At 58.8% G+C, this 21,996-nt stretch carries 21 protein-coding genes and 2 pseudogenes; 16 read left to right on the top strand and 7 right to left on the bottom strand.

What is annotated here, in order from left to right; genetic code table 11:
• Positions 1 to 63 precede the first annotated feature (63 nt).
• The 3 genes and pseudogenes from K7W03_RS16290 to K7W03_RS16280 all read left to right on the top strand — a co-directional run.
• Positions 64 to 1,833, top strand: coding sequence for a dihydroxy-acid dehydratase (locus K7W03_RS16290; protein WP_222886821.1), 1,770 nt, complete (start codon positions 64 to 66; stop codon positions 1,831 to 1,833).
• Positions 1,834 to 2,295 (top strand): hypothetical protein, encoded by a 462-nt coding sequence (locus K7W03_RS16285; RefSeq protein WP_222886820.1) that lies wholly within the window; start codon positions 1,834 to 1,836, stop codon positions 2,293 to 2,295.
• Positions 2,296 to 2,310: 15 nt separating this feature from the next.
• Positions 2,311 to 2,760 (top strand): annotated as a pseudogene (locus tag K7W03_RS16280) (NAD(P)-dependent oxidoreductase); the annotation flags it as partial.
• A gap of 159 nt (positions 2,761 to 2,919) precedes the next feature.
• Here K7W03_RS16280 and K7W03_RS16275 read toward each other — a convergent pair.
• The 5 genes from K7W03_RS16275 to K7W03_RS16255 all read right to left on the bottom strand — a co-directional run bounded on the left by K7W03_RS16275 (position 2,920) and on the right by K7W03_RS16255 (position 6,947).
• Positions 2,920 to 4,242, bottom strand: coding sequence for an NAD(P)/FAD-dependent oxidoreductase (locus K7W03_RS16275; protein ID WP_222886819.1), 1,323 nt, complete (start codon positions 4,240 to 4,242; stop codon positions 2,920 to 2,922).
• Positions 4,243 to 5,066: 824 nt separating this feature from the next.
• Positions 5,067 to 5,585, bottom strand: coding sequence for a hypothetical protein (locus tag K7W03_RS16270; protein ID WP_146032588.1), 519 nt, complete (start codon positions 5,583 to 5,585; stop codon positions 5,067 to 5,069).
• Between the two features lie 5 nt (positions 5,586 to 5,590).
• On the bottom strand, positions 5,591 to 6,025 hold the full coding sequence (locus K7W03_RS16265; RefSeq protein WP_222886818.1) for a hypothetical protein: 435 nt from the start codon (positions 6,023 to 6,025) through the stop codon (positions 5,591 to 5,593).
• A 26-nt stretch (positions 6,026 to 6,051) separates the two neighbouring features.
• Positions 6,052 to 6,519, bottom strand: a complete 468-nt coding sequence (locus K7W03_RS16260) for a hypothetical protein (RefSeq protein WP_148564759.1) — start codon at positions 6,517 to 6,519, stop codon at positions 6,052 to 6,054.
• Positions 6,495 to 6,947, bottom strand: coding sequence for a helix-turn-helix domain-containing protein (locus tag K7W03_RS16255; RefSeq protein ID WP_103000664.1), 453 nt, complete (start codon positions 6,945 to 6,947; stop codon positions 6,495 to 6,497). The genes K7W03_RS16260 and K7W03_RS16255 overlap by 25 nt, the downstream gene beginning before the upstream one ends.
• Positions 6,948 to 7,151: 204 nt before the next feature.
• On the opposite strand from K7W03_RS16255, the gene K7W03_RS16250 reads away from it, so the two are divergent.
• Genes K7W03_RS16250 through arsC form a run of 3 tightly spaced genes read left to right on the top strand, consistent with a single transcriptional unit; the run spans position 7,152 to position 8,176 of the window.
• On the top strand, positions 7,152 to 7,376 hold the full coding sequence (locus tag K7W03_RS16250; protein ID WP_130029771.1) for a hypothetical protein: 225 nt from the start codon (positions 7,152 to 7,154) through the stop codon (positions 7,374 to 7,376).
• 24 nt (positions 7,377 to 7,400) lie between these two features.
• On the top strand, positions 7,401 to 7,730 hold the full coding sequence (locus K7W03_RS16245; protein ID WP_222886817.1) for an ArsR/SmtB family transcription factor: 330 nt from the start codon (positions 7,401 to 7,403) through the stop codon (positions 7,728 to 7,730).
• Between the two features lie 14 nt (positions 7,731 to 7,744).
• On the top strand, positions 7,745 to 8,176 hold the full coding sequence (arsC, locus tag K7W03_RS16240; protein ID WP_222886816.1) for an arsenate reductase (glutaredoxin): 432 nt from the start codon (positions 7,745 to 7,747) through the stop codon (positions 8,174 to 8,176).
• Between the two features lie 268 nt (positions 8,177 to 8,444).
• Here the strand turns inward: arsC and K7W03_RS16235 are convergent, their stop codons facing one another.
• Both K7W03_RS16235 and K7W03_RS16230 read right to left on the bottom strand, forming a co-directional pair.
• Positions 8,445 to 9,470 carry an IS110 family transposase gene (locus K7W03_RS16235; protein ID WP_222886815.1) on the bottom strand — a complete coding sequence of 342 codons (1,026 nt, stop codon included), beginning with the start codon at positions 9,468 to 9,470 and terminating at the stop codon, positions 8,445 to 8,447.
• Positions 9,471 to 9,714: 244 nt separating this feature from the next.
• Positions 9,715 to 10,032, bottom strand: a pseudogene (locus K7W03_RS16230) (ATP-binding protein); the annotation flags it as partial.
• A gap of 939 nt (positions 10,033 to 10,971) precedes the next feature.
• On the opposite strand from K7W03_RS16230, the gene K7W03_RS16225 reads away from it, so the two are divergent.
• From K7W03_RS16225 to K7W03_RS16180, 10 genes are all read left to right on the top strand, one after another.
• Positions 10,972 to 12,270 carry a hypothetical protein gene (locus K7W03_RS16225; RefSeq protein ID WP_222886814.1) on the top strand — a complete coding sequence of 433 codons (1,299 nt, stop codon included), beginning with the start codon at positions 10,972 to 10,974 and terminating at the stop codon, positions 12,268 to 12,270.
• A gap of 123 nt (positions 12,271 to 12,393) precedes the next feature.
• Positions 12,394 to 13,161: a glucose-1-phosphate cytidylyltransferase gene (rfbF, locus tag K7W03_RS16220; RefSeq protein WP_044660256.1), complete on the top strand. Its 768-nt coding sequence runs from the start codon at positions 12,394 to 12,396 to the stop codon at positions 13,159 to 13,161.
• Positions 13,155 to 14,237, top strand: coding sequence for a CDP-glucose 4,6-dehydratase (gene rfbG / locus K7W03_RS16215; RefSeq protein ID WP_130029839.1), 1,083 nt, complete (start codon positions 13,155 to 13,157; stop codon positions 14,235 to 14,237). The genes rfbF and rfbG overlap by 7 nt, the downstream gene beginning before the upstream one ends.
• Complete coding sequence (gene rfbH, locus K7W03_RS16210; RefSeq protein WP_319024322.1) at positions 14,234 to 15,601, top strand: lipopolysaccharide biosynthesis protein RfbH; 1,368 nt, start codon at positions 14,234 to 14,236, stop codon at positions 15,599 to 15,601. Before rfbG ends, rfbH begins: the two co-directional genes overlap by 4 nt.
• Positions 15,602 to 15,645: 44 nt before the next feature.
• A complete protein-coding gene (locus K7W03_RS16205) occupies positions 15,646 to 16,758 on the top strand; it encodes an N-acetylneuraminate synthase family protein (protein WP_222886812.1) in 1,113 nt (370 codons plus the stop codon).
• Position 16,759: 1 nt separating this feature from the next.
• Positions 16,760 to 18,667: a thiamine pyrophosphate-binding protein gene (locus K7W03_RS16200; protein WP_226870219.1), complete on the top strand. Its 1,908-nt coding sequence runs from the start codon at positions 16,760 to 16,762 to the stop codon at positions 18,665 to 18,667.
• On the top strand, positions 18,667 to 19,350 hold the full coding sequence (locus K7W03_RS16195) for an HAD family hydrolase (RefSeq protein ID WP_222886811.1): 684 nt from the start codon (positions 18,667 to 18,669) through the stop codon (positions 19,348 to 19,350). The genes K7W03_RS16200 and K7W03_RS16195 overlap by 1 nt, the downstream gene beginning before the upstream one ends.
• Positions 19,351 to 19,365: 15 nt before the next feature.
• A complete protein-coding gene (locus K7W03_RS16190; protein ID WP_222886810.1) occupies positions 19,366 to 20,337 on the top strand; it encodes an NAD-dependent epimerase/dehydratase family protein in 972 nt (323 codons plus the stop codon).
• Complete coding sequence (locus K7W03_RS16185) at positions 20,330 to 21,277, top strand: glycosyltransferase family 2 protein (RefSeq protein WP_222886809.1); 948 nt, start codon at positions 20,330 to 20,332, stop codon at positions 21,275 to 21,277. Before K7W03_RS16190 ends, K7W03_RS16185 begins: the two co-directional genes overlap by 8 nt.
• A gap of 3 nt (positions 21,278 to 21,280) precedes the next feature.
• Positions 21,281 to 21,727: a GtrA family protein gene (locus K7W03_RS16180; protein ID WP_222886808.1), complete on the top strand. Its 447-nt coding sequence runs from the start codon at positions 21,281 to 21,283 to the stop codon at positions 21,725 to 21,727.
• Positions 21,728 to 21,996: the final 269 nt, after the last annotated feature.

Raw genomic sequence — 21,996 nt, 5'->3', positions numbered from 1 at the left:
AGGCAATAAACGTGCCTTGTAGCATAGTAAGATCATGTCAGGGAGTTTTGAGACGAGGCGCGGATGCTTGACGATGACAAAGATGCCACGAAGTCAAATGACAAAAAGGCGCTGCGCAGCGCACGCTGGTTCCGCAAGGACGATTTGCCGGGCTTCATTCACCGCTCCACGCTTGCGGCTGCCGGCTGGAGCCGTCAGGACCTGATGGAGCGTCCGGTCGTCGGGATCCTCAATACCTGGTCCGACATCAATCCATGCAACATGAACCTCCGCGTCCTTGCAGAAGATGTGCGGACCGGGATCATAGAGGCAGGCGGAATCCCATTCGAGACGCCGCTGATGTCGCTCAGCGAAAACATCATCAAGCCCACCTCGTTTCCGTTTCGCAACCTTCTGGCCATGGAAGTGGAAGAATGCGTTCGCGCCTATCCCTTTGATGCGGTAGTCCTGCTGGGCGGATGCGATAAGACACAGCCGGCGCTCATCATGGGAGCGGTAAGTGCAGGCGTGCCGTTTATCTTTCTCGCGAGTGGCCCCGCGACGCCGCGCTCGGCGACGGGCGGGAATCTCGCCAATGCCACCGGCGTTTGGCGAATGGTCGACAAGTTGCGCGCTGGGGAGTTTGCGGAAGGGGAGTTCGCCGATTTTGAGCGCAATGTCATGGGAACGGTCGGACATTGTGCCGAAATGGGCACTGCATCGTCGATGGCGGTCATTTCCGAGGCACTGGGGATCTCCCTGCCGGGCAGCAGTCTTGTGCCTGCAGTCGACCGGCGCCGCAACCACTTTGCGCGGGAGGTGGGGCGCCGCAGCGTAATCCTCGCAAATGCTGCCGAAGCCGGGCGCACACTACTTGACGGGCGCGCATTCGACAATGCGATCACATTGCTCTGCGCCGTGGGCGGATCGACGAACGCGATCATCCACCTTCTGGCGCTTGCCGGGCGCGCCGGTGTGGACCTCTCGCTCGAACGTTTCGATGAGATTGGCCGCCGGGTGCCGCTGATTGCCAATGTTCAGCCGGCCGGCGAGCATCTGACCGAGCGATTAATGGCTGCGGGCGGGGTGCCGGCATTACTTAAGAGGCTCGCTCCCCTGCTCCATTTGGACGCCCGCAGCGTTAGCGGTCAAACGATCGGCGATGTCGTTTCGGCGGCCGAAATACTCGACGAAGACGTTATCCGTTCACTCGACAAGCCCGTTCGGATCGGAGAAACTCTAGCGGTTGTGCGGGGCAATCTTGCTCCCGATGGCGCCGTTATGAAGGTCTGCGCCGCGGAAGCCCGGCTGCTCAATCACCGTGGCCGGGCCGTCGTTTTCCAAGACGTTCAGACGATCGCCGATCGGATCGACGATCACGCGCTCGGCATTGACGAGAACAGCATACTAATCCTGCGTAACGCCGGCCCCGTGGGTGCGGCCATGCCGGAATGGGGCATGCTGCCGCTGCCCCGCCATCTCCTGGCGCAAGGCGTACGGGACATGTTGCGCATATCCGATGCTCGGATGAGCGGCACGGCTTATGGGGCCGCCATATTGCACGTCTCTCCCGAAGCGGCAGTCGGTGGGCCGCTGGCGCTGGTTCGCGACGGGGACATGATCGAATTCAATCTTGCAGAACGGAGGCTCGATCTGCTGGTGGACAGCGACGAGCTCGAGCGTCGACGTGCCCAATGGCAGGCACCACAGCCTCGCCATAACCGCGGCTATCGCTCGCTATATAGTCGCCACATCGAGCAAGCCCATCGTGGCTGCGACTTCGACTTCCTGCGCGGTGCCGAAAAGGATTCACTCCCCGACGGGCTGTTCGACGGCTGGGTGGGGGGATGGTAAATGGCGATCCTCTATCGCTCCGACGCGCCTCGCGCCGCAGCTTGGTCCCAGTTTTTCGCCAAGCATGCTCCCGACCTCGACTTTCGCGTCTGGCCGGATGCTGGAAACCTTGATGAGATCGAGTATCTGATTGCCTGGCAGGCGCCGCGTGAGTTCCTGACATCCTTGCCGCGGCTGAAGGTCTTGTTCTCGTCGGGCGCCGGCGTCGATCATGTCGATCTTTCCGCGGTGCCTGATCACGTCCCCCTCGTCCGCATGGTCGAACCGGGCATCATCGACGGCATGGTCGAATATGTGAGTCTCGCGGTTCTCGCGGTTCACCGTGATTTTTTCGACTATGTCGAGGCCCAAGCATCGCGAGAATGGAACCCGCTCGAGGTTCCACCGGCTTCTTCCCGTACCATTGGGGTGATGGGAATGGGGGTTCTGGGCCGCGCGGTACTCGAAAGGCTGCGCAGCTAGGGTTTTCGCCTCCGGGGCTGGAACCGGTCCCCGCGCGCGATTATCGGTGTTGATAGCTATGCGGGGGCCGAACAATTCAACGAGTTCCTGAGTAGATGCGACGTTCTTGTGTGCCTGCTGCCACTCAAGCCAAGCACCGTGGGTATATTGAACAGCAAGACATTTTCTGCCCTGCCTCATGGTGCATCTATCATTAACGTCGGACGGGGGCCTCATCTGGTCGAAGCCGACCTTCTGGCTGCCTTGGACAGCGGTCATTTAAGCAGGGCCATCCTTGATGTCACTGAAACCGAGCCGCTCCCGCCCGAACATCCGCTGTGGGCGCACCCGCGGGTGTCTGTAACACCGCATGTGGCGAGCATGACCCAACCGGAGACGGCCGCACCGATCCTGCTCGACAACATTCGTCGAGATCAACGAAACGAACCGCTCATCGGCGTGATAGACCGATCCCGCGGCCATTGATCCAAGGTGGTGGGGCCACCGCTGGATCCTGTCATAGGCGGGGCGCCCGCTACCAATAAGCGACAGACCTGACGGAGCGGGCACGGGGCGGCCCCTCTCGCCTCTCTGCCTGTCTACTGAGTTCGCCTGTGGGCGCCGGCCTGACTTCAGACCCGGCAGTCAGATCGCCGCGATGTTCAGCTTCGATCCATCGACCAGTCGGGACAGCCGGAACGGTACGGGATCCACGCTAGGCGTGTCGTTCGCGACAAGCTCTGCAGCCAGATAGCCGAGACCCGGACCCAATCCAAATCCATGCCCGGAGCAGCCCGCCGCGAGGACAAGGCCATCCATCCCGTCCACCTTCGATACGACAGGCACTGCGTCCGGCGTGCAATCGACGAAGCCACCCCAGGCGCTATCAATCTCGATTTGGCCGAGTTGGGGGAGGGTCTTCCGTACACTCTCCACCACCTGGCTCACCAGCCATTTCAAAGGCGGAGGATCCAGCACGCGATTCTGTTCGAAAATCCGATCGTCGCCTGTCAGCAGGGCTTGCATTGAATCCGGCCCCGAAACGAACGATCGGCCGATGCCAAGCCTGACATTCTTCAGGCGACGGAAGAATTGCGGCATGAATTCACGGCTGTAACGGATAGCCTGCGGCGTGATTTCGAGGTTCGCCTTGCCACTGATCGCAAGCGTATAGCTGCCGTCCAGTCGGCGCGTGATCGTGCAGTAGGGTGTGGAGACCGCCTCGCATATGTTGATCGTCGGGGTGGAACGTAGCGCGGTCTGTCGGATGCTCGCCTGAGGGAAGCTGATCCCGAGCGGCCTAAGGAATCGAGAGGACCAGGCGCCAGCGGCACACAGCACGGCGCTGGCCTTGATGTAGCCCTTCTCCGTGTGCACGCCCGCAATCTTTCCGTTGGCAAGCTCGATTGCCCGCGCCGCGCATTCCTGGTGGATCGTCGCGCCCAAAGCCCTGGCCCCCTCGGCAATAGCCGGCGCGGCAAGGGCAGGCTCGGCCTTGCCGTCTTGTTCCGAATAGGTCCCGCCGACCCACTTGCCGCGCGCTTCGGGGACGCGCTCGGCCACTTCCGCCCGGCTCAGCACCTGGGTATGGACATCGTATTCCCGGGCGATCTCGCGCCACTTTTCCCAACCGGCGAGCACGGCCTCGTCATGAGTCGCATAGACAAGGCCGCACCGTCGGAAGCCTAGGTCTCGATTGATTTCGCGCGTGAGTTCGTCCCACAGTCGCACGGAGAGCACGGAGAGCGGCAATTCGCGCCGGTCGCGGTTCTGCTGGCGGCACCAACCCCAATTTCTGCTCGACTGTTCGCAAGCGACGTGGCCCTTCTCGAGGAGCGCCACAGAGAGGCCGCGCTTCGCTAGATAATAGGTCGCTGTAGAGCCGAGGATGCCGCCGCCAACGATGACGACGTCAGCCTCAGACGGAAGACGCTCGTCACTATGAATGCGCTCGACCTGGGGTGACATGTTTCAACGGACCTCAATGCAAAGAGGTGGAAGCGGGTTTCCATCATTCTTCATTGCATCTTGCACTTGATAGAATGCACCGAAATCACACCGGATTTCGGAAGATTTTCGGGATTTGGCCGCTTGATTGATCGGACACGCTCTGCCTGGCATGCCGCACCGGCTAGTAAGGGTTGGAGGGCGAGCAGACCGTCCATTTTCGACCAAGCAGCGACGGTTCGAAAAAAGATGCCCGCTGTGAGCACTTTCGAGGCGGGGCTGGCGATGGTGTCGCCCACGGATGAGCAACTTTGCGGCCGCCGCCGACGCAACTGACAGCTACTGAAAATGGCCCCGCCTCAGTAGGGGGACAGAGGCGGGGCCAAGACTTCTTCCAAAGGGGGAGAAGAGCAATGATATTGCGCCTTTCTGACCGAGTCGTCCATCGCGCAGATGGAATGGCTTTGGACGCGGCGCTATGCGTCCACCGGCATAATCCTAAATTGCCACCCTGGCCCTTACCTCGCCAGCATATACGCATGCCAGCGACGAAATGGCTCCTTATCGCGCGAGTGCCGTAATATCTATCCGGAACGACCTTCATGAACAAAGTCATGCCAGTGGCGGCATGGCAGATGGATTGCCCGCCAAAATGCAAATCGGTTGGCCCTGATGACAATTGTCCCGCCTCTTCGTGGAGGGAGGCACGAAGAGGCGGGAACGCGACCCTGTGGCTTCTTGGCTCGGGATAAATGAAGGATAGCGCTTATCTTTGACCATGTCTCATAAGGAATCAAAGACTTGCTGAGAGATGGGTTCATATTGGTCACTCAAACTGGCAGCTATTACGGGGTTTGATGCTCCTCCCGCCCCTCGGCCACCAGAACGAGATAGTCGCGTATTCGAGAGCGGAACTCCTCCGCCAGATGAATATGCATCCGGCGGCCATCCACGGTATCCGGCGCCCGGATCACGGCCCCCTTCTCGCACAGCTGATTGAGATAGCGCAGCGCCGTCGTATGCGGCGCTCCCGAAGCGATGCAGGCGCTGCTCACTGAAATGGCCTTCCCCTCTGTTTCGGCGGCGAAAAGGTCCAGCAGCATATGCCAGGCCGGATCGACGGTGATGCCGAACGGTAACACCGCCTGCCGAGCATCGCTTTCCCGCAACAAACGCCGCGCCAGGGAGCCAAGACGCTTCTCCGCCACGTCATCCATCGAAGAAGAGGTTTCCTGCCCCCCGGCATCGACAAGGATTTCGGAGGGTCCCGTCAGCGATCGGATGGTTTCGCTGAGACGGGCAAGATCGTTTTCGATCGCCTTCAGATCCGTGGGGCGGAGCAGTGCTGCGCGTTGGCCGAACATGGCGGTCATCCTTGAATCCCCCCATTTTCGCGCCTTCTCGAGGCACGTTGATCCATCAGCACGCCGACGGCCATGACGATCAGGATGGGAATGCCCCAGGCGGTGGTCATGCTGTAGTAGACCTTGGAAACCAGCTTGGGCGCTGCCCAGGCAACCAGGTGCGAACAGACGCCATTGAACTGGAAGGCCGCTGCCCAGATCGGCCACCATCGTGACGAGGTCAGCGCGAGATAGATGAACCCGATCAGCAGCAGCAGGTCGCCGCTGAACACCAGAGGGTTGGGCTTGCCGAATGGATGGTGGCCACCCATTCCGATATAGGTGAGCACGCTCGCCAGCATGACGAGCAAGGCACCTGCTTTTCCTGCCCAGCCACCTTGGAGCCAGACATAAAGCGCTATGCAGATCAGAGCTGCATTGAAGGCGGCGGACAGATCCATTCGACTTCCCCGAGATAGGCGGCCTCTCAGGCGGCGGCACTGCCGGGCATATCGCCGAACAGCGACGGCACGCCCGCCTTGCCGCTCTGCATTTTCTCCCGGGGGCAGCCAAAAAGATTCTCGTCGGCGACCTCGGAGCGCTTGCGGATGCGGTGCGCCTTGCTATGCGCCTCGACCAGGCTCTGGCGGCTTTGCAATATGGCGTTTGTACAGCGTGTAAGGTCGGAAAAAATCTTCTGCCCGCTTAGAGGATCAAGTCCCATGGACCGCCCCACTTCGATCATGTTCGCGCTGGCCCGGAGCGTGTGGGCGAGTAAATCGTCGAGCTTGGCGTAAGCCATGTTCAGGTCGGTGACCACCGTCTGGGCGGCATTTTTGCTAAGCGGCATGGGGCTGTCAGCTTTGGACATGGGATCTCCTTGGACGACGAGCGTCGTCTTGAAAGTCGGATTGTCTGAACGCGCGACCGCTATGAAAAGAAAGACATGATCCACAGGCCGGCCGCGACAAGCGCGGCAACCGTTCCGCCGATCATGAGCGCCAGGCTCAGGATCCACTTCATGCGTTGCAACGCATCTAGATCATTGTCTCGGCCTCCCAGCGGAGGGATGCGCAGCGCTTGATGTTCGACCGGCATCTCCTGCCCCCCAACAATCGACATTTGCGGGGCGAGGGCAACCTCTTCCGGTTGATATATCAATGGCTGATATGTCTGCCGTCCCTCCACCTCAGAGAGGATGCGGGCGGCTTCGAAACGATCGGCAACCCCCAGCGCGCGCAATGCCTGGCGCACCCGCTGGTTCACCGCATGATCTGATTTGCCGATCTGCCTGGCGATCTGCTTGGTGTTGAGATTCTGGGCGACCAAGCGAAGGCATTCTTTCTGCTTGTCAGTGAGGCGCGAGATGTCCGGGTCGCTCATGTGCTTATATCCGGCGTAGGGACGATGGCGCGCAAATCGACCGGGGCGCCAAATTTCATTCGCATATTCATTCCGCCATGGTGCAAGGCTGCCCCTCCCTCAGCGCAGCGTGGGGCAAGCGATTCGACGCCAAATTAGATAGTATTGTGATTCATGAACAGGCCGGCTTGGTCTGCTCGACCGCACGAAAGACTGGCGTGCGTCATGGCTGGGGCGTTGCCTCTCGACATCTTCGAGCCCCCCTATCCCATTGCCGAACATGCGGGAGATGATGCAACACCATCAGGCACCCGGCCTCACCTGGTTGCGGCAACGGCTCAAGAAATCCGCATCGATGCAATGGGAAGGGCCGCCAAGTCTTCCATAGACGGCAAGACGATGGTGATCGCTCTAATCTATCGGGAAATGTCGATGCATATTGTCAGATGAAAACCCATCGGATAAATCCGATGCATGGATCCGAACCTCGCTCTCAAAGCTCTTGCGGCGCTCGCACACTCCACGCGGTTCGATGCCTTTCGCCTGCTCGTCCGGCATGAGCCCGACGGTCTGTCCACGGGGGCGCTCGTCGAAGCCAGCGGCCTGAGCCAAAGCACCCTTTCCACCCATCTCGCTGTTCTGGCGAAGGCTGGCCTCGTCAGCGCCGACAAGCGCGGCCGGCATCAGATTCAGCGCGCCAATATCGACACGCTTCGCGGCCTCATGATCTTTCTCGCCAAGGATTGCTGTCAGGGCCGCGCCGAACTCTGCGAGCCGCTGCTCGCCGACCTCACCCGTTGCTGAAGGACCGGGCGCCCGTGACCACCATCGTCATCTATCACAATCCCGGCTGCGGAACTTCGCGGAACACGCTGGCGCTGATCCGCAATTCGGGGGTCGAGCCGCATGTCGTCGAATATCTGAGGACACCGCCGTCGCGCGCACTGCTCATCGAAATGATCGAGCGGGCCGGCATGACGCCGCGTGCACTCCTGCGCGAGAAAGGCACGCCTTATGCCGACCTCGGCCTGGGTGACGATACATTATCCGATGAAACCTTGATCGACGCGATGATGGTGCACCCCATTCTCATCAATCGTCCGCTGGTGGTGACGCCGCTCGGCGTAAGGCTCTGCCGGCCGTCCGAGGCAGTGCTCGACATCCTGCCGGATGCGCAGCGCGGAGCCTTCGCAAAGGAGGACGGCGAGCAGGTCGTCGATGGGGCGGGGAACCGCATCACGGCCGCGTGACCCGACGTGCCGTCTTCGCCGAGGCGGCGGGCAGCTTCATGCTGTCCTTTAATTGCGGGTATCTGCCAAGCCTGCATGTTGATCCGAACCGGGGTCATGGTCCTTTTCGAGGTCATGGCCTCATGATGATGTCCGGGTCGGGTGCCTCAACGTGCGCAACGCGGTCCCGTAAGTCCGCAGCCGTTTGAACGAGGTCACCGCAACCACCGTCCCGGTGGATCAACGCAGATCTGATATCAGACCCGCGATCTCGGAGTGGATATGACAATCAGGCAGGCTGCTTTCCCCATACGAACTCGGTTCCGTCCACCCAGATGCAATGGAGGATGATGGCGAGCTTTCGGGCGACGGCAACCTGCGCCTTCTTCATGCCGCTGCGTTTGGCAAGCCGCAGCCCCCACGCCTTGAGCGAGCACCACCGCTTGGTTCGATGGAGCAGAACGCTGGCCGCCTCGAACAGATAGGCGCGCAACAACCTGTCGCCCCATCGCGATATTTTTCCCGTTACGTCCATTTCACCCGATTGCTTTCGGCGGGGCGTGAGCCCGAGATAAGCGCCGATCTTTGCCGCATTCTGGAAGCGGGTCGGGTCGTCGATCGTGTGACGATATGTCAGGGCCGTAACGACGCCAATGCCTGGCACGGTCATCAGTCGCCGCGTTGTTTCATCCGTTCGAGCAAGTTGCCGAATGGTCCGATCGATCTTTTCCAGCTCGCCGCAGGTCTGCTTATGCACGGATAGTAGCGGACGAAGGATGGGGCCAAGAGCATGGCCATCGGTGATGAGATCATCGACCCGTCGTTGGAACTGTCCGCCGGCAGCGCGCGGAAAGAGCAGGCCGCATTCCTTCAGCATGGAACGCATCTGGTTTTCGAGATCGCGTCGGATGCGTACCAATCGGGACCGACAGACGAGGATGGATCGAGCAGCCTGACTTTCCTCGCTTTTGACGGCAACCTCCCGGTACCATCCGACCCGGACGAGTTCCGCCAGGCCACGGGCATCATTTTCGTCGCTCTTGTTCATGCGAACGGCCAGGGCTGCGTGGGCGTGACGCGCATCGATGCACACGATCGGCAAACCGGTGCGCTTCAGTTCATGCCAGAGCCAGCTCGACATGGCGCCCGTCTCGAGACCCACGCGTTCGGCATTGGGTGCCTTCTTGGCGATGACGGCCGCCAGCTCGCCCGGATCGGATTTCACCCGACCCTGGTGTATGGGTCGCCCAGCCTCGTCAAGGATGCAAATCGACGTTTCCTTTTGCGACACGTCCAGCCCGACATATTGCTTCATGGCGATGCTCCTTCGTTATGATGACCTATCTCATTTTGAAGCCGCCACAGTCCGATGGAAACAACGGCAGCAATTACGTAACCGTGTGCAAACGGGACCCCGTATTGGCGTCGAAGAGCCCCCCTCATTAGGATTGAGCGGAGGGTTGTGGGTGGCGTCCTGCGCTGGGTGCGGCGGAGGTCGGGCGTAGCCCAGCTGGAGGCGCACCAGCGCAAGTCGGTTCTGAAGCTGGTGAGAGTGGCGGTTAACTGCGGTTTTTGAAGCGCCAGCTGTCGTTGCCGGTCTCGACGATATCGCGGCGATGGGGGACCCGGTCGAGCAAGGCGGTGGTCATCTTGGGATCCCCGGACACGGTAGGCCATTCGCCGAAGGCGAGGTTGGTCATGATGACAACGCTGGTGCGTTCGTAAAGCTTGCTGATCAGGTGGAACGGCAACTGGCCACCAGAGCGCGCGAACGGCAGATATCCAAGCTCATCGAGCACCACCAGGTCGAGCCGCGAGAGCTGTCCCGCCAGGGTCCCGCCCTTGCCGATCCGGGTCTCCTCTTCGGGGCGTGTCACCGCCCAGCGCTCCGCCGCCCTGGGTCACCAGCATGACCTGATCGGTCGCACCGCCGTAGGAAAAGGTGCCGTCGAGAAGAAAGGCATCGTCCCCCTTCCCCATCCGCGTTTCGATAAGGTCAAAGCCGCCCGACAAGGTCAACGCGCTCTTTCCTTCATCTTGCGCCATCACTGGCGAGCAAATGGCCGCGAAACACAGTGCCGACAAGGCCACACCGACGAAGCGCCGTTTCTGTCCCGATCCCCCGTTGCGGCATGGAAGAACAATAATGGCCAGCGTACGCTGTTATCGCGCGAAGCGGCGCGTCCATTGCCCCCTAGGATGGCAAATTATTGCTGGCGCGCGGCAGCTTATGCCGCGATGCGAGGCGCAGAGCCAGAAGCAGGACCCATCACCAGACTACTGGCAGACGCGCGGTGGCCCGCCAGTAATTCTGGTTTGTCTCGCGCGTGGCTCTGGCGGGGGGGGTGGAATGATATCGGACAGAAATCATGCTCTCTACGCAAACACTTTGGCATTTACTTGCACGAAGTTGATTATAAATCATTTGCTGCGCAAATGGGAGTTGCGCTGTATTGGCGATGAGCCACGGATGGGGGACACATAAGCCTATGACAGGGCATTCAACGGGCGGGGTCGGCGCAATTGCTAGGGATCGCTCTTCCCCTTGGAAGAGCGGTACAGAAGGCCTTCTGACACTGCTTACCTTGCAGAACCGCTCAAGGCGGATCGGCCCAGGGTTTATGCTTTCGATTATTATAACGATTTTAGGATTCCAAAATCTTCTACTTTGGCGATTTTTGGGGATTTTCCCAAACTGGCTCTATGTAATCGGCATTCTGCTTGCCGGATTTATGTCCTGGTCCATGACAAGTATGCAGCAGCTATCGCACAGTCATGCGGACATGGAGGCTAGCCAATCCCCCGCCTGGCGGAGGATGTTTCTCCTGGCTTTGGTCGCGCTCGCTATCTTCGTTCTTGGTGGCGAAGGCCGCTTTTTCTACGCCAGCCCCGACTGGCAGGTACGTGATTCTGTCTTACGCGACCTCGCCGTCTATCCCTGGCCGTTCGCCTATCGGTTCGATAACCATATCGAACTCCTGCGTGCACCGCTCGGCATGTACCTTCTCCCGGCAGTCGCAGCCAAGGCGTTCGGTCTCGCAACAGCCGATCTGGCTCTGCTCATCCAGAACAGCCTTTTTCTCACGCTGATCTTTGGCCTTGGATCGATGCTGTTCACGACGTCGCGTGCACGCGCTCGGGCTCTAGTAATCGTTATCTTCTTCAGCGGCATGGATGTTATCGGCCAGTGGCTCCAATGGCATGCGAATGGGCATCCTTTCCCAGACCATATCGAGCAGTGGGGGATAACCCAATATTCTTCGCACATCACGCAGGCATTCTGGGTTCCGATGCACGCGCTGTCCGGCTGGTTGGGTGCAGTGCTGTTTCTTCTGTGGCGGGAGAAGCGGATTTCGCTCGGACAGATGTATGCGCCTGTGCCGCTGCTGATGCTGATGTCTCCACTTGCCGTTATGGGCATCCTTCCCTTTGCCGCGTATGCCGGGATCGTGACCCTGTGGAAACGTGAACTCCGGGTCAATGATGTCCTGCTCCCAGCAATCACCACACTTCTCACCCTACCCGCCATACTCTATCTCGGAGCAGGCAGCGGCGAGGTCGGTCTGCGAATCATATCTCTCCCGCCCCTTCCCTACATGCTGTTTGAATTGCTCGAGGTCATACCCTTTGTTGCAGGAGCCGCGTTGATCGGTAGTCCGAGTACCGGCGAGCGAGCGACCTTGCTGCTGGTAGCGGCTTGCCTCCTGCTCATGCCCTTCGTGCAACTGGGCGAAGGGACGGATTTTACGATGCGGACCTCCATCCCGGCGCTTGCTATCCTGGCGGTCCAGATATCCCGGGCCTTTGATCGCGCGGCCACTGACCGCACATTCCGTCGACCCGCGATCATCATGGCGGGCATGCTGTTGCTGGGGTCAGTGACGGGGATGGTCGAAATCGCACGGGCTGCGATGAACAAGCCTTCGCCGCAGGTCCATTGCAACATGGCGACATCCATATATCAGGTCGCTTACCTGCGGCAGAGTTCCAGCAGAGCAACATATTTCGCCGCGCTCGATGACGTGCCTGGCGTGATCAGGCCGCAGCCTTCAACCATTTTGAGCCATGAGACTGCGCGATGCTGGGACCGCCCTTGGCAAGCAAGACGATTCTAAGCGATCACTCCGACCTTCGAACACCCTGGGACGCGAGATGATGAATTTTGGTGGTGATGATCTGTATGTGTGGCTAAGAAATAGCGGGGCCGACGCTAACATGACGTCGCTGGGGGTAGGTTGATGCAAGCAGTCATTCTTGCCGGAGGGTTGGGCACTCGGCTGGGCGAGGAAACGTCCATCCGTCCCAAACCAATGGTCGAAATCGGCGGGATGCCGATCATCTGGCACATCATGAAAATCTATTCGGCCGCAGGCGTGACCGACTTTATCGTCTGCCTCGGGTACAAGGGCTATATGATAAAGGAGTATTTCGCGAATTATTTCCTTCATACCGCCGACGTAACCATCGACCTGAAGAAGAACAGTGTCGAGGTCCATCAGAACTGGAGCGAGCCCTGGCGGATCACATTGGTCGACACCGGGGCTGACACACAGACCGGTGGGCGGTTAAAGGGTATAGCCAACCATCTTACTGAGGGGGAGCCTTTCTGCTTCACCTATGGGGATGGTGTCGCCGATATCGATATCTCCAGTCTCGTCGCATTCCATCGCAGTCATGGGAAGAGAGCGACGATCACTGCGGTCGCGCCCCCGGGCCGCTTTGGAGCCATTGAGTTTGACGGCGAACTGGTGCGCAGTTTCCGCGAAAAACCGGCTGGAGACGGCGGCCTGATCAACGGCGGCTTTTTCGTTGCGGACAGGTCGGTGATCGACCTGATCGACGGCCCCGAAACCATTTGGGAGCAAAAGCCGCTCGAGCATCTTGCGGCGACCGGGGAACTGGTCGCTTATCGTCATGATGGCTTCTGGCATCCGATGGATACGCTTCGCGACAAACTCTATCTGGAATCGCTCTGGGAACAGGGTGCGCCTTGGAAAAGATGGTGACCGCCTCCTTTTGGAACGGTCGGCGCATACTCGTCACCGGCCATACGGGCTTCAAGGGCGGATGGCTTTCGCTTTGGCTGCATCGGTTGGGAGCCCATGTCACGGGTTTGTCGCTGCCACCACCTACCCGACCCAGCTTCTTCGAACAAACGCATCTTCGCGATCTCGTGAACCATGTCGAAGGCGACATTCGCGACATGCATACGGTCTCGAAAGTGGTCGAAGCTGCACGTCCGGAGATCGTGTTTCACCTCGCTGCTCAGCCTCTGGTCCGCTATTCATACGCCAATCCGGTAGAAACCTACGCGACCAACGTTATGGGCACGGTGCATGTACTGGAAGCCTGCCGCACCAGCGATAGCGTCCGGGCCGTAATTTGTGTCACGACAGACAAATGCTATGAGAATCGCGAATGGGTTTGGCCGTATCGCGAAAATGATCCGATGGGCGGCTACGATCCGTACAGCAGCAGCAAGGGAGCTGCGGAACTCGCTATCGCAGCGTATCGGCGCTCTTACCCTGACGGGCCAAAGATTGCCTCTGCACGCGCCGGCAACGTGATCGGCGGCGGCGACTGGGCGGAGGATCGCCTTATCCCGGACATCATCCGCGCACTAGGCGCGGGGGAACGACCGATGATCCGTAATCCTGCCTCGATCCGGCCCTGGCAACATGTCCTGGAGGCATTGTCCGGCTATCTCGCGATCGGAACTCGGCTGATCGAGGGCCGCGACGATATGGCGACAGCCTGGAATTTCGGTCCTTCCGACGATGATGCCCGCCCTGTGAGTTGGATCGTCGAGCGGATGCTTGCCGTTTGGGGTTCGTCAAATGGATGGGACCAACCCTCCACTCCTCAACCGCATGAAGCGGCCATGCTGAAATTGGATTCGAGCAAAGCGCGCAACGAACTAGGCTGGAAGCCGAAACTTAGCCTAAACGAAGCATTAACCAAAATAGTGGATTGGCATAAGGACGTGGCGCGCGGGGGAGATGCCCGCGAAATCAGCCTGCTTCAGATTGAAGAATATATGGCGCGCGGAACTGTGCGGACGAGCGAGGACCAATGGGCGTGAACGATATACCTGGAGCTTCGCAACTGCAGGCCTTGGCCGAACAGTCGGATGAGGCGCAACTGCGCCATCTTATCCTTGATCTCGTTGGGGAATATGCCCGCCGCCACCATGCCCCGCAGACCTTCGTCCCCGGCGAAAGCCCTGTGCCGGTTTCCGGCAAGGTTTATGGTGCGGAAGACATGCAGGCTCTCGTCGACTCATCGCTGGATTTCTGGCTGACGACCGGCCGCTTCAACGCCGCGTTCGAGGAAAAGCTTGCGGCACGCATCGGTGTCCAGCATGCGCTGACGACCAATTCCGGTTCCTCGGCCAATCTGTTGGCATTGTCATCGCTGTGCTCTCACTATCTCAGGGGAGATGCGCTCAAACCCGGCGACGAGGTGATTACAGTCGCAACCGGTTTTCCGACCACCGTAAACCCGGCACTGCAATATGGGCTGGTTCCGGTATTCGTCGACGTCGATATCCCGACCTATAATATCAAGCCCGACGCGATCGAGGCTGCGGTGTCCGACCGGACCCGCGCCATCATGATCGCCCACACGCTCGGCAATCCCTTCGATCTGGGAGAGGTGATGCGGGTCGCGGAGAAATATGATCTCTGGGTCGTCGAGGATTGCTGCGATGCGCTCGGCGCCACCTATGGCGGGCAGAATGTCGGCACTTTCGGCGACATCGGAACGTTGAGTTTCTATCCCGCCCATCACATCACCATGGGCGAAGGGGGAGCGGTCTTCACGGACAAGCCACGGCTCAAGCGCGTTATCGAATCGATGCGCGATTGGGGACGGGATTGCTGGTGCGCCCCGGGTATGGACAATACATGCGGCAAGCGCTTCTGCCGCAAGCTCGGTGATCTGCCGATGGGCTATGATCATAAATATACCTACAGCCATTGCGGTTATAATCTGAAGATTACCGACATGCAGGCGGCCGTCGGCCTGGCCCAGCTTGACCGCCTTGAGGGTTTCATAACGGCCCGGCGGCGCAATTTCGATTTGCTGACACAGCTTCTGAAGCCTTTCGAAGACGCATTCATCCTGCCGGAAGCCACGCCGGATAGCGAGCCTTCCTGGTTCGGATACCCGATCACCATCCGTCAGAGCGCGCCTTTTACGCGCGATGAGCTGGTGCGACACCTTGATGCGCACCGCGTTGGTACGCGGCTCCTGTTCGGTGGCAATCTCATCCGCCAGCCCTATATGCGCGGGCGCAATTATCGCGTCGTCGGCTCTCTCGACAATGCGAATTTCGTGACCGAAAGCACCTTTTGGATCGGCCTTTATCCCGGACTGGGTGAACTCCACCTGGAATATGTGGCGGAAACCATAGAGGCTTTTTTAAGGAATTATGTTAATAACTAAGCCTTGCGACTGTGACAGCGGCCGCTTGGGGCGGGGGAATTTTCGTGACTGAGTCCATTTTCAGCGACCTGTTCGTACTTGAACTGGCCAATAATCACTGGGGCAAGCTTGAGCGTGGCCTGAAGATCATCCGCGATTTCTCGCGCGTGGTGAAATTCAACAATGTCCACGCCGCGATCAAGCTGCAGTTCCGCGACGTCGACAATTTTGTCCATCCTGATTTCCGTGACCGGGCCGATATCCGCTATATCAAGAAGACGCTCGATACACAGATGCCATGGGAAAATCTGCGACTGATGGTGGAGACCGTGCGCGACTGTGGCATGGTCACGATGGTCACGCCGTTCGATGAAGTTTCCGTCGATAAGTGCGTCGAGTTCGGCGTGGAAATCCTCAAGATTGCCAGCTCGGACGTTCGCGACAAGACCCTGTTGCAGAAGATGGCGTCGACCGGACTGCCCGTCATCGCCTCGACCGGCGGTGCCAGCCTCGAACATATCGACGAACTCGTCGCCTTTTTCACCTCGCGCAACATTCCGTTCGCGCTCAATCATTGCGTGTCGCTTTATCCCTCCGAAGACGGCGACCTCGAACTCGATCAGATCGACTTCCTGAAGGCACGCTATCCCGGCATCGTGATCGGATATTCGACCCATGAATATCGCGACTGGTGGGATTCCACTCTGATCGCCTATGGCAAGGGTGCCCGCACCTTCGAGCGTCATATCGACATCGACTATGAAGGCGTGCCCGTCAGCCCCTATTGCACCAAGCCCGAACAGGCCAATATCTGGTTCCGCGCCATGAAGAAGGCGCAGGAAATGTGCGGCGGCGGTTCCGCTGAACGGCGGGCCGTACCGGAGGGCGAGCGCCGTTACCTCGATGCACTGGTGCGGGGCGTTTACGCGAAGCGCGATCTTTCCGCCGGGGAAATACTGACGGCTGATGACGTGTTTTTCGCCGTTCCTCTGCTCAAGGGGCAGCTCTCCACCCGAGAATTTGTCGGGGGCGAGCGCCTCACTGCTCCCATCGTGGCCAACGCCCCGCTTGACGTGCAGAGCGTGGATGCGCCGGCGCTTCGTGATCCGGCGCTACTATCCCTGATTCTGGATCGCGGGCTCGACACCTCGACCGCGCGCACCGCGATCGCTTCCTGAGATGAACGATATGGGGCGATCAAGCGAGTTCGAAGTGCGACAAGAGCCGAGCAACGCGGCCAATGTCCGAATGCGGCTGGCGGATTATGTGGCTCGTCGCATCGCCGAGCATGGCGTGCGCCATGTCTTCATGCTGACCGGGGGCGGCGCCATGCATCTCAACGACGCGCTCGGTCGCGCTGAAGGGTTGCATTATGTCTGTTGCCATCATGAGCAGGCGGCGGCCATGGCCGCTGAAAGCTATGCTCGCCTTTCTGGGCGGATGGCGGCGGTCAATGTGACCACTGGGCCCGGCGGCATCAATGCGCTGAACGGCGTCCATGGCGCCTATACCGATTCCATTCCTATGATCGTGCTGTCAGGACAGGTGAAACGGGAAACGCTGCGGCATAATGCCACGGTCCTCGTGCGCCAGCTGGGCGATCAGGAGGCTGATATCACCGACATGGTGAAGTCCATCACCAAATTCGCGGTCACGGTATCAAGCCCCCTCGACATCCGCTACCTGCTGGAAAAGGCGCTTTGGCTTGCCCAGAGCGGTCGCCCCGGCCCGGTATGGCTCGACATTCCCATTGATATTCAATCGGCGCTGATTGATCCGGCGCAGTTGCGCGGTTTTGATCCCGGGGCGGAAGGCTATGGGCACAAATTTGCCGTTCCTGGTGAATATGGCTGGCTAACGGACGCCGATCTGGATCGTGCCGCACAGCAGGTCGTTTCCGCCATTCGCGAGGCACGTCGCCCGGTCTTGATGCCGGGCACCGGCATTCGCATCGCTGGCGTGTATGAACCCTTCCTTGAACTGGCCGACAAACTGGGTATCGCCGTCGCTCCAGCCTGGAATGCCCAGGATCTCGTTCCTGACGATCACCCGCTCTATGTCGGACGCCCCGGAACCGTCGGTGACCGATCCGGCAACTTCGCTGTCCAATGCAGCGATCTGCTGCTGGTTCTGGGCTGTCGCCTCAATATCCGCCAGATCAGCTACAACTATGCCGGCTTCGCCCCGGACGCGAAGAAGATCATGGTCGATGTCGATGCGCCCGAACTGTTCAAGCCGACCATATCGATCGACATGCCCATTCATGCCGATCTGCGGACCTTCGTCCCCGCCATGATCAAGGCGCTTGACGGATATGAGGCGCCTTCCGCCCATCGCGCCTATGTCGACTGGGCCATGGCAAGACGCCAGCGCTATCCCGCCGTTCTCCCTGAATATTGGCAGACGCAAGGGGTCGTAAATCCCTATTGCTTCACCGAACGCTTGTTCGAAGCGCTTGAGCCGGACGAAGTCATTGTAATGGCTGATGCCACCGCCGCGGTCGTCACAGTGCAGGCGGCTAAGCTCAAAAAGGGTCAGCGCCTTTATTCCAACTCAGGCGCGGCCTCGATGGGCTATGATTTGCCCGCCACAATCGGTGCCTGGCATGCGATGCCTCCCACCGCGAAGCGGGTTATCTGCCTTGCCGGCGACGGAAGCATCATGCAGAACTTGCAGGAATTGCAGACGATCATCGGTCAAGGCATCCCGGCCAAGATTTTTCTCTACAACAATTCCGGCTATCACTCGATCCGGCAAACGCAGCAGGCATATTTCGACGGTCACTCCGTCGGCTGCGGCCCTGATTCAGGGGTTACCTTCCCTGATTTCGGCAAAGTGGCGCAGGCCTTCGGCTTTGCCTACACGCGAACGTCCGAGCATGAAGACATGGTGCGTGCCATCGCTGACACTCTTGCGGCGCCCGGTGCGGCAATCTGCGAAATCTTTATCGACAAAGGTCAGAATTTCGCTCCGAAGGTTTCGTCGCGACGCCTTGAGGACGGCAGCATGGTCACTGCGCCGCTTCACGATCTCGCACCGTTTCTTCCTCGGGACGAACTGGTCGAAGCCATGCGAGTGCCCGAATAATGAGCCCTGTACAGAACATCATATTTGACCTCGACGGCACGCTCATCGACAGCGCGCCCGTTTTCGTGGAAATTCTGAACGAAATGCTGCGCGAGCGCGGCAGCGCCCGCCATGTGGGACTTACCGAAATCCGGCAATTCGCAAGCCTGGGCGGACCGGCACTTGTCGGCGGGGTACTCGCCCAGGAATGTGGTGATCTCCGGCAGGAGGTCGTCGATTTTCGCGCGCGCTACGCGCTGTACAAGACTCCGTTTGAATCCTTGTATGAAGGGGTCGCTGAGGGCGTAAAACAGCTCACGGCTCATGGATATAGGCTAGCTATCTGCTCCAACAAGCCGCAGCAGCTTTGCGAAAAGGTCATAGGCGATCTGGAGCTGACCTCGCATTTTCCCGTCATCGTCGGCAGTTCCCCTGATCGAATGGCCAAGCCGGCGCCCGATTTGATGGAACTTGTCATGTCCGGGTTGGGCACAACGCCAGCGGAATGCCTCTATGTCGGCGACAGTGAGATCGATCATGCACTGGCCAGGGCGACAGGTGTGCGATTCGCCTTCGTCACCTACGGATATGCAACCGATCAGTTCGGTGCTGACCAATGCGAGCAGTTCAGTCGGTTTTCCGATCTTGTCCAGTTCTTGAAGGAAGAACGGGAACCTTTGCGTTCCGCGCGTGGGGTCGCCTAGAAAGGCGGAGCCAAGGTGACCTTCACCGCCCACATAGCAGCAGCTTTGCGGCAAAGCGAGCATCGCATTGTCCTGACCGGTGCCAGTGGATGGCTCGGCCGCGCTACATTGGACCTGTTACAAAATGCGCTTGGCGATGCGTTTGCGGAGCGGGTGTTTTGTTTCGGATCGCGGCAGGCTGAACTGCGCCTGTCCGAAACGCAACTGATCATGCAGCGGCCGTTGGCTGATCTCGCCAACCTCCCCTACCAGCCGACATATCTGCTTCATTTCGCCTTTCTTACGAAAGATCGCGCCGAAACGATGCAGGAGGCCGATTATTGCGCCGCCAATCGCGCCATCCGGCAGTCGGTTCTTGATGCTCTCGATCCCATTGGCGTGGACGCAGCGTTCATCGCTTCCTCCGGCGCCGCGCAATTTGCAGATGACATGCTCGCTAAGCCCGCGATGCGGCTGTACGGCATGCTGAAGCGGGAGGACGAAGGTGCGTTCGCAGCCTGGGCTGAAAGTCAGGACAAAAGCTTGGTGATCGCGCGGATTTTCAATCTGTCTGGCCCGCACATCAACAAGCTGCCAAGCTACGCATTGTCATCTTTCATCCTCGACGCTCTTTCGGGAGGACCGGTGATCGTCCAGGCCCGTCATGATGTACGGCGCGGCTATGTTGCGATACGCGAATTGATGTCGCTCGCATTCGCATTGCTACTAGAGCGGCGGCATGAAGTGCTCCGGTTCGATAGCGGAGGGGACGACATTGAACTGGGTGAGCTTGCCTCTGCCATTGCTTACCGGATGAACTGCTCAATCGAACGCCCCTGCCGAAGCGGCGGTCCCGCAGATATCTATCTTGGCGACGATGGAAACTACCAGCGCCTCCTTGAACGGCACGGTATAGACCGCGTGTCGCTCGTCGAACAAATCGATGAAACGGCGGTCTTTTTGAAACGTGCGTCCACTCTGGGCATCTCACAGGATTCCTATGCTTAACACCTCCGCGACACCTGAAATCTCGGTTGTTATTCCCTGCCTCAATGAGGAGGAGAACGCCGCGGCGATCGCGGAGGCCGTGACCAAGCAATTGGAACCCCTTACCGACAGCTTCGAAATCATTTTCATCGACAATGGTTCAACAGACGGAACAGCCGCTATTGTCCGGAACCTGTGTGCACGTGACGCACGCATTCGGCTAATCATCAACACGCGCAATTTCGGGCAGATGCGTTCACCGGCTCATGCGCTGTTCCAAGCGAGGGGACGAGGAATTATCGGCATTGCCGCCGATTTTCAGGATCCTCCCGAGCTCATCCCCGAACTCGTTCAACGTTGGCGCGCGGGGACAGATATTGTGCTGGGCGTCAGCGAGACGAAAAAAACCTCTCCTCTCTACTCAAGCTTGCGCAAATTATCCTATGATCTGCAACGTAAGTTTGGCGACTATCCAATTATCCCAAACGCCACAGGCTTTGGTATTTATGATGCCAAGGTCATTCGCGCTATCGGAGAGCTAAATGAACCGGAGCCTTTCGTTCGCGGGCTGCTCATAGAAACAGGCTATGCGATCGACACAATTACATTCAAGCGGCCGGCACGCGCTGCTGGCCACTCGAAAAATGGTTTTTTTACGCTCCTCGATTTTGCTCTGTCTGGCCTTGCCTATTCCTCAAAAGGCCTGCTTCGCGCGCCACTTTATTTCAGCTTCATCGCGTTCGCGGCAACCCTTGTCAGCATGCTTGGCGCCGCATGGTCGATCGCTTGGGCTCAGAACCCCAGAATGTGGATGTTTGCTGCACTGCTGGAATTTCAGTTTGGGCTGTTGTTCCTGTTCCTAGGTATACTCGGCGTGCAGATTCGTCTGATTTCTGACCGGACTCGGGGAATGCCACTGGTGATCGAGCGGGAACGCGTTAACTTCACGCCCGAGGACTGATTCATGGGTATAGCTCCACTTTATTCAACTACGACACGGGTCTGGCGCTATTACAAAGTGGGGGTCATCAACACGTTATTTGGCTACGGCATTTATGCGCTGCTGCTATTGATAGGCCTAAACATGTATGTGGCCCAAATCATCGGACACATCACTGGGATCGCCTTCAATTATTTCACCTATAGTCGGCACGTTTTTCATGACCTAACCGCGTCGAAGTTTCGTTTCATACTATCTTACACGCTGAATTATGCCGTTGGTCTCGTTTTCCTTGCGCTTTCTGCAATAATCTTGTCCTCACCCTATCTTGCAGGACTATCGGCGATGATACTCACCTCTATTATTAATTTCGTGGTTTTGCGTAAATATGTATTCACGCCTGACCTACATGTATTGCCGTTGCCAAGGCCAGCGATAGTCAGTGAGAATATTGACCACGCCTCCTTTTGATAGCCCGCACGACACGCGCAGCGTTATCATTTACGCCCTAGTACCCGTGGGTTAGGCTATCGTCGATGATCTGCTAGCTAAGGAAATCCTTGTATTAATTGTTTGTTCACCTTGACATGACAGGCCACCCTATACCGTAATGCGGAGCAAGGAGGAAACATGTCAGCAGCAAGCCAATTGTTAACCTCTCTTATTCACGACGCTCGGTTTCGGGCCCGCTCTGGGCATTTGCTGCGGCTGGCTGTATTGCGCGGACGACCGGCATCGCT

This window comes from Sphingobium sp. PNB (assembly GCF_019873065.1).
In the GTDB taxonomy this organism is placed as follows: Bacteria; Pseudomonadota; Alphaproteobacteria; order Sphingomonadales; family Sphingomonadaceae; genus Sphingobium; species Sphingobium fuliginis.
This window is presented reverse-complemented; position numbering and strand designations above follow the sequence as displayed.

Bases quoted from the DNA above. Each gene is read 5' to 3' on its own strand.
- K7W03_RS16250 (WP_130029771.1), top strand. From the start codon at position 7,152: ATGGCTGGGGCGTTGCCTCTCGACATCTTCGAGCCCCCCTATCCCATT.
- K7W03_RS16275 (WP_222886819.1), bottom strand. From the start codon at position 4,242: ATGTCACCCCAGGTCGAGCGCATTCATAGTGACGAGCGTCTTCCGTCT.
- K7W03_RS16270 (WP_146032588.1), bottom strand. From the start codon at position 5,585: ATGTTCGGCCAACGCGCAGCACTGCTCCGCCCCACGGATCTGAAGGCG.
- K7W03_RS16200 (WP_226870219.1), top strand. From the start codon at position 16,760: ATGAACGATATGGGGCGATCAAGCGAGTTCGAAGTGCGACAAGAGCCG.
- K7W03_RS16265 (WP_222886818.1), bottom strand. From the start codon at position 6,025: ATGGATCTGTCCGCCGCCTTCAATGCAGCTCTGATCTGCATAGCGCTT.
- K7W03_RS16285 (WP_222886820.1), top strand. From the start codon at position 1,834: ATGGCGATCCTCTATCGCTCCGACGCGCCTCGCGCCGCAGCTTGGTCC.
- K7W03_RS16180 (WP_222886808.1), top strand. From the start codon at position 21,281: ATGGGTATAGCTCCACTTTATTCAACTACGACACGGGTCTGGCGCTAT.
- K7W03_RS16195 (WP_222886811.1), top strand. From the start codon at position 18,667: ATGAGCCCTGTACAGAACATCATATTTGACCTCGACGGCACGCTCATC.
- rfbG (WP_130029839.1), top strand. From the start codon at position 13,155: ATGGTGACCGCCTCCTTTTGGAACGGTCGGCGCATACTCGTCACCGGC.
- K7W03_RS16290 (WP_222886821.1), top strand. From the start codon at position 64: ATGCTTGACGATGACAAAGATGCCACGAAGTCAAATGACAAAAAGGCG.
- K7W03_RS16185 (WP_222886809.1), top strand. From the start codon at position 20,330: ATGCTTAACACCTCCGCGACACCTGAAATCTCGGTTGTTATTCCCTGC.
- K7W03_RS16235 (WP_222886815.1), bottom strand. From the start codon at position 9,470: ATGAAGCAATATGTCGGGCTGGACGTGTCGCAAAAGGAAACGTCGATT.
- K7W03_RS16225 (WP_222886814.1), top strand. From the start codon at position 10,972: ATGTTTCTCCTGGCTTTGGTCGCGCTCGCTATCTTCGTTCTTGGTGGC.
- K7W03_RS16255 (WP_103000664.1), bottom strand. From the start codon at position 6,947: ATGAGCGACCCGGACATCTCGCGCCTCACTGACAAGCAGAAAGAATGC.
- rfbF (WP_044660256.1), top strand. From the start codon at position 12,394: ATGCAAGCAGTCATTCTTGCCGGAGGGTTGGGCACTCGGCTGGGCGAG.
- K7W03_RS16245 (WP_222886817.1), top strand. From the start codon at position 7,401: ATGGATCCGAACCTCGCTCTCAAAGCTCTTGCGGCGCTCGCACACTCC.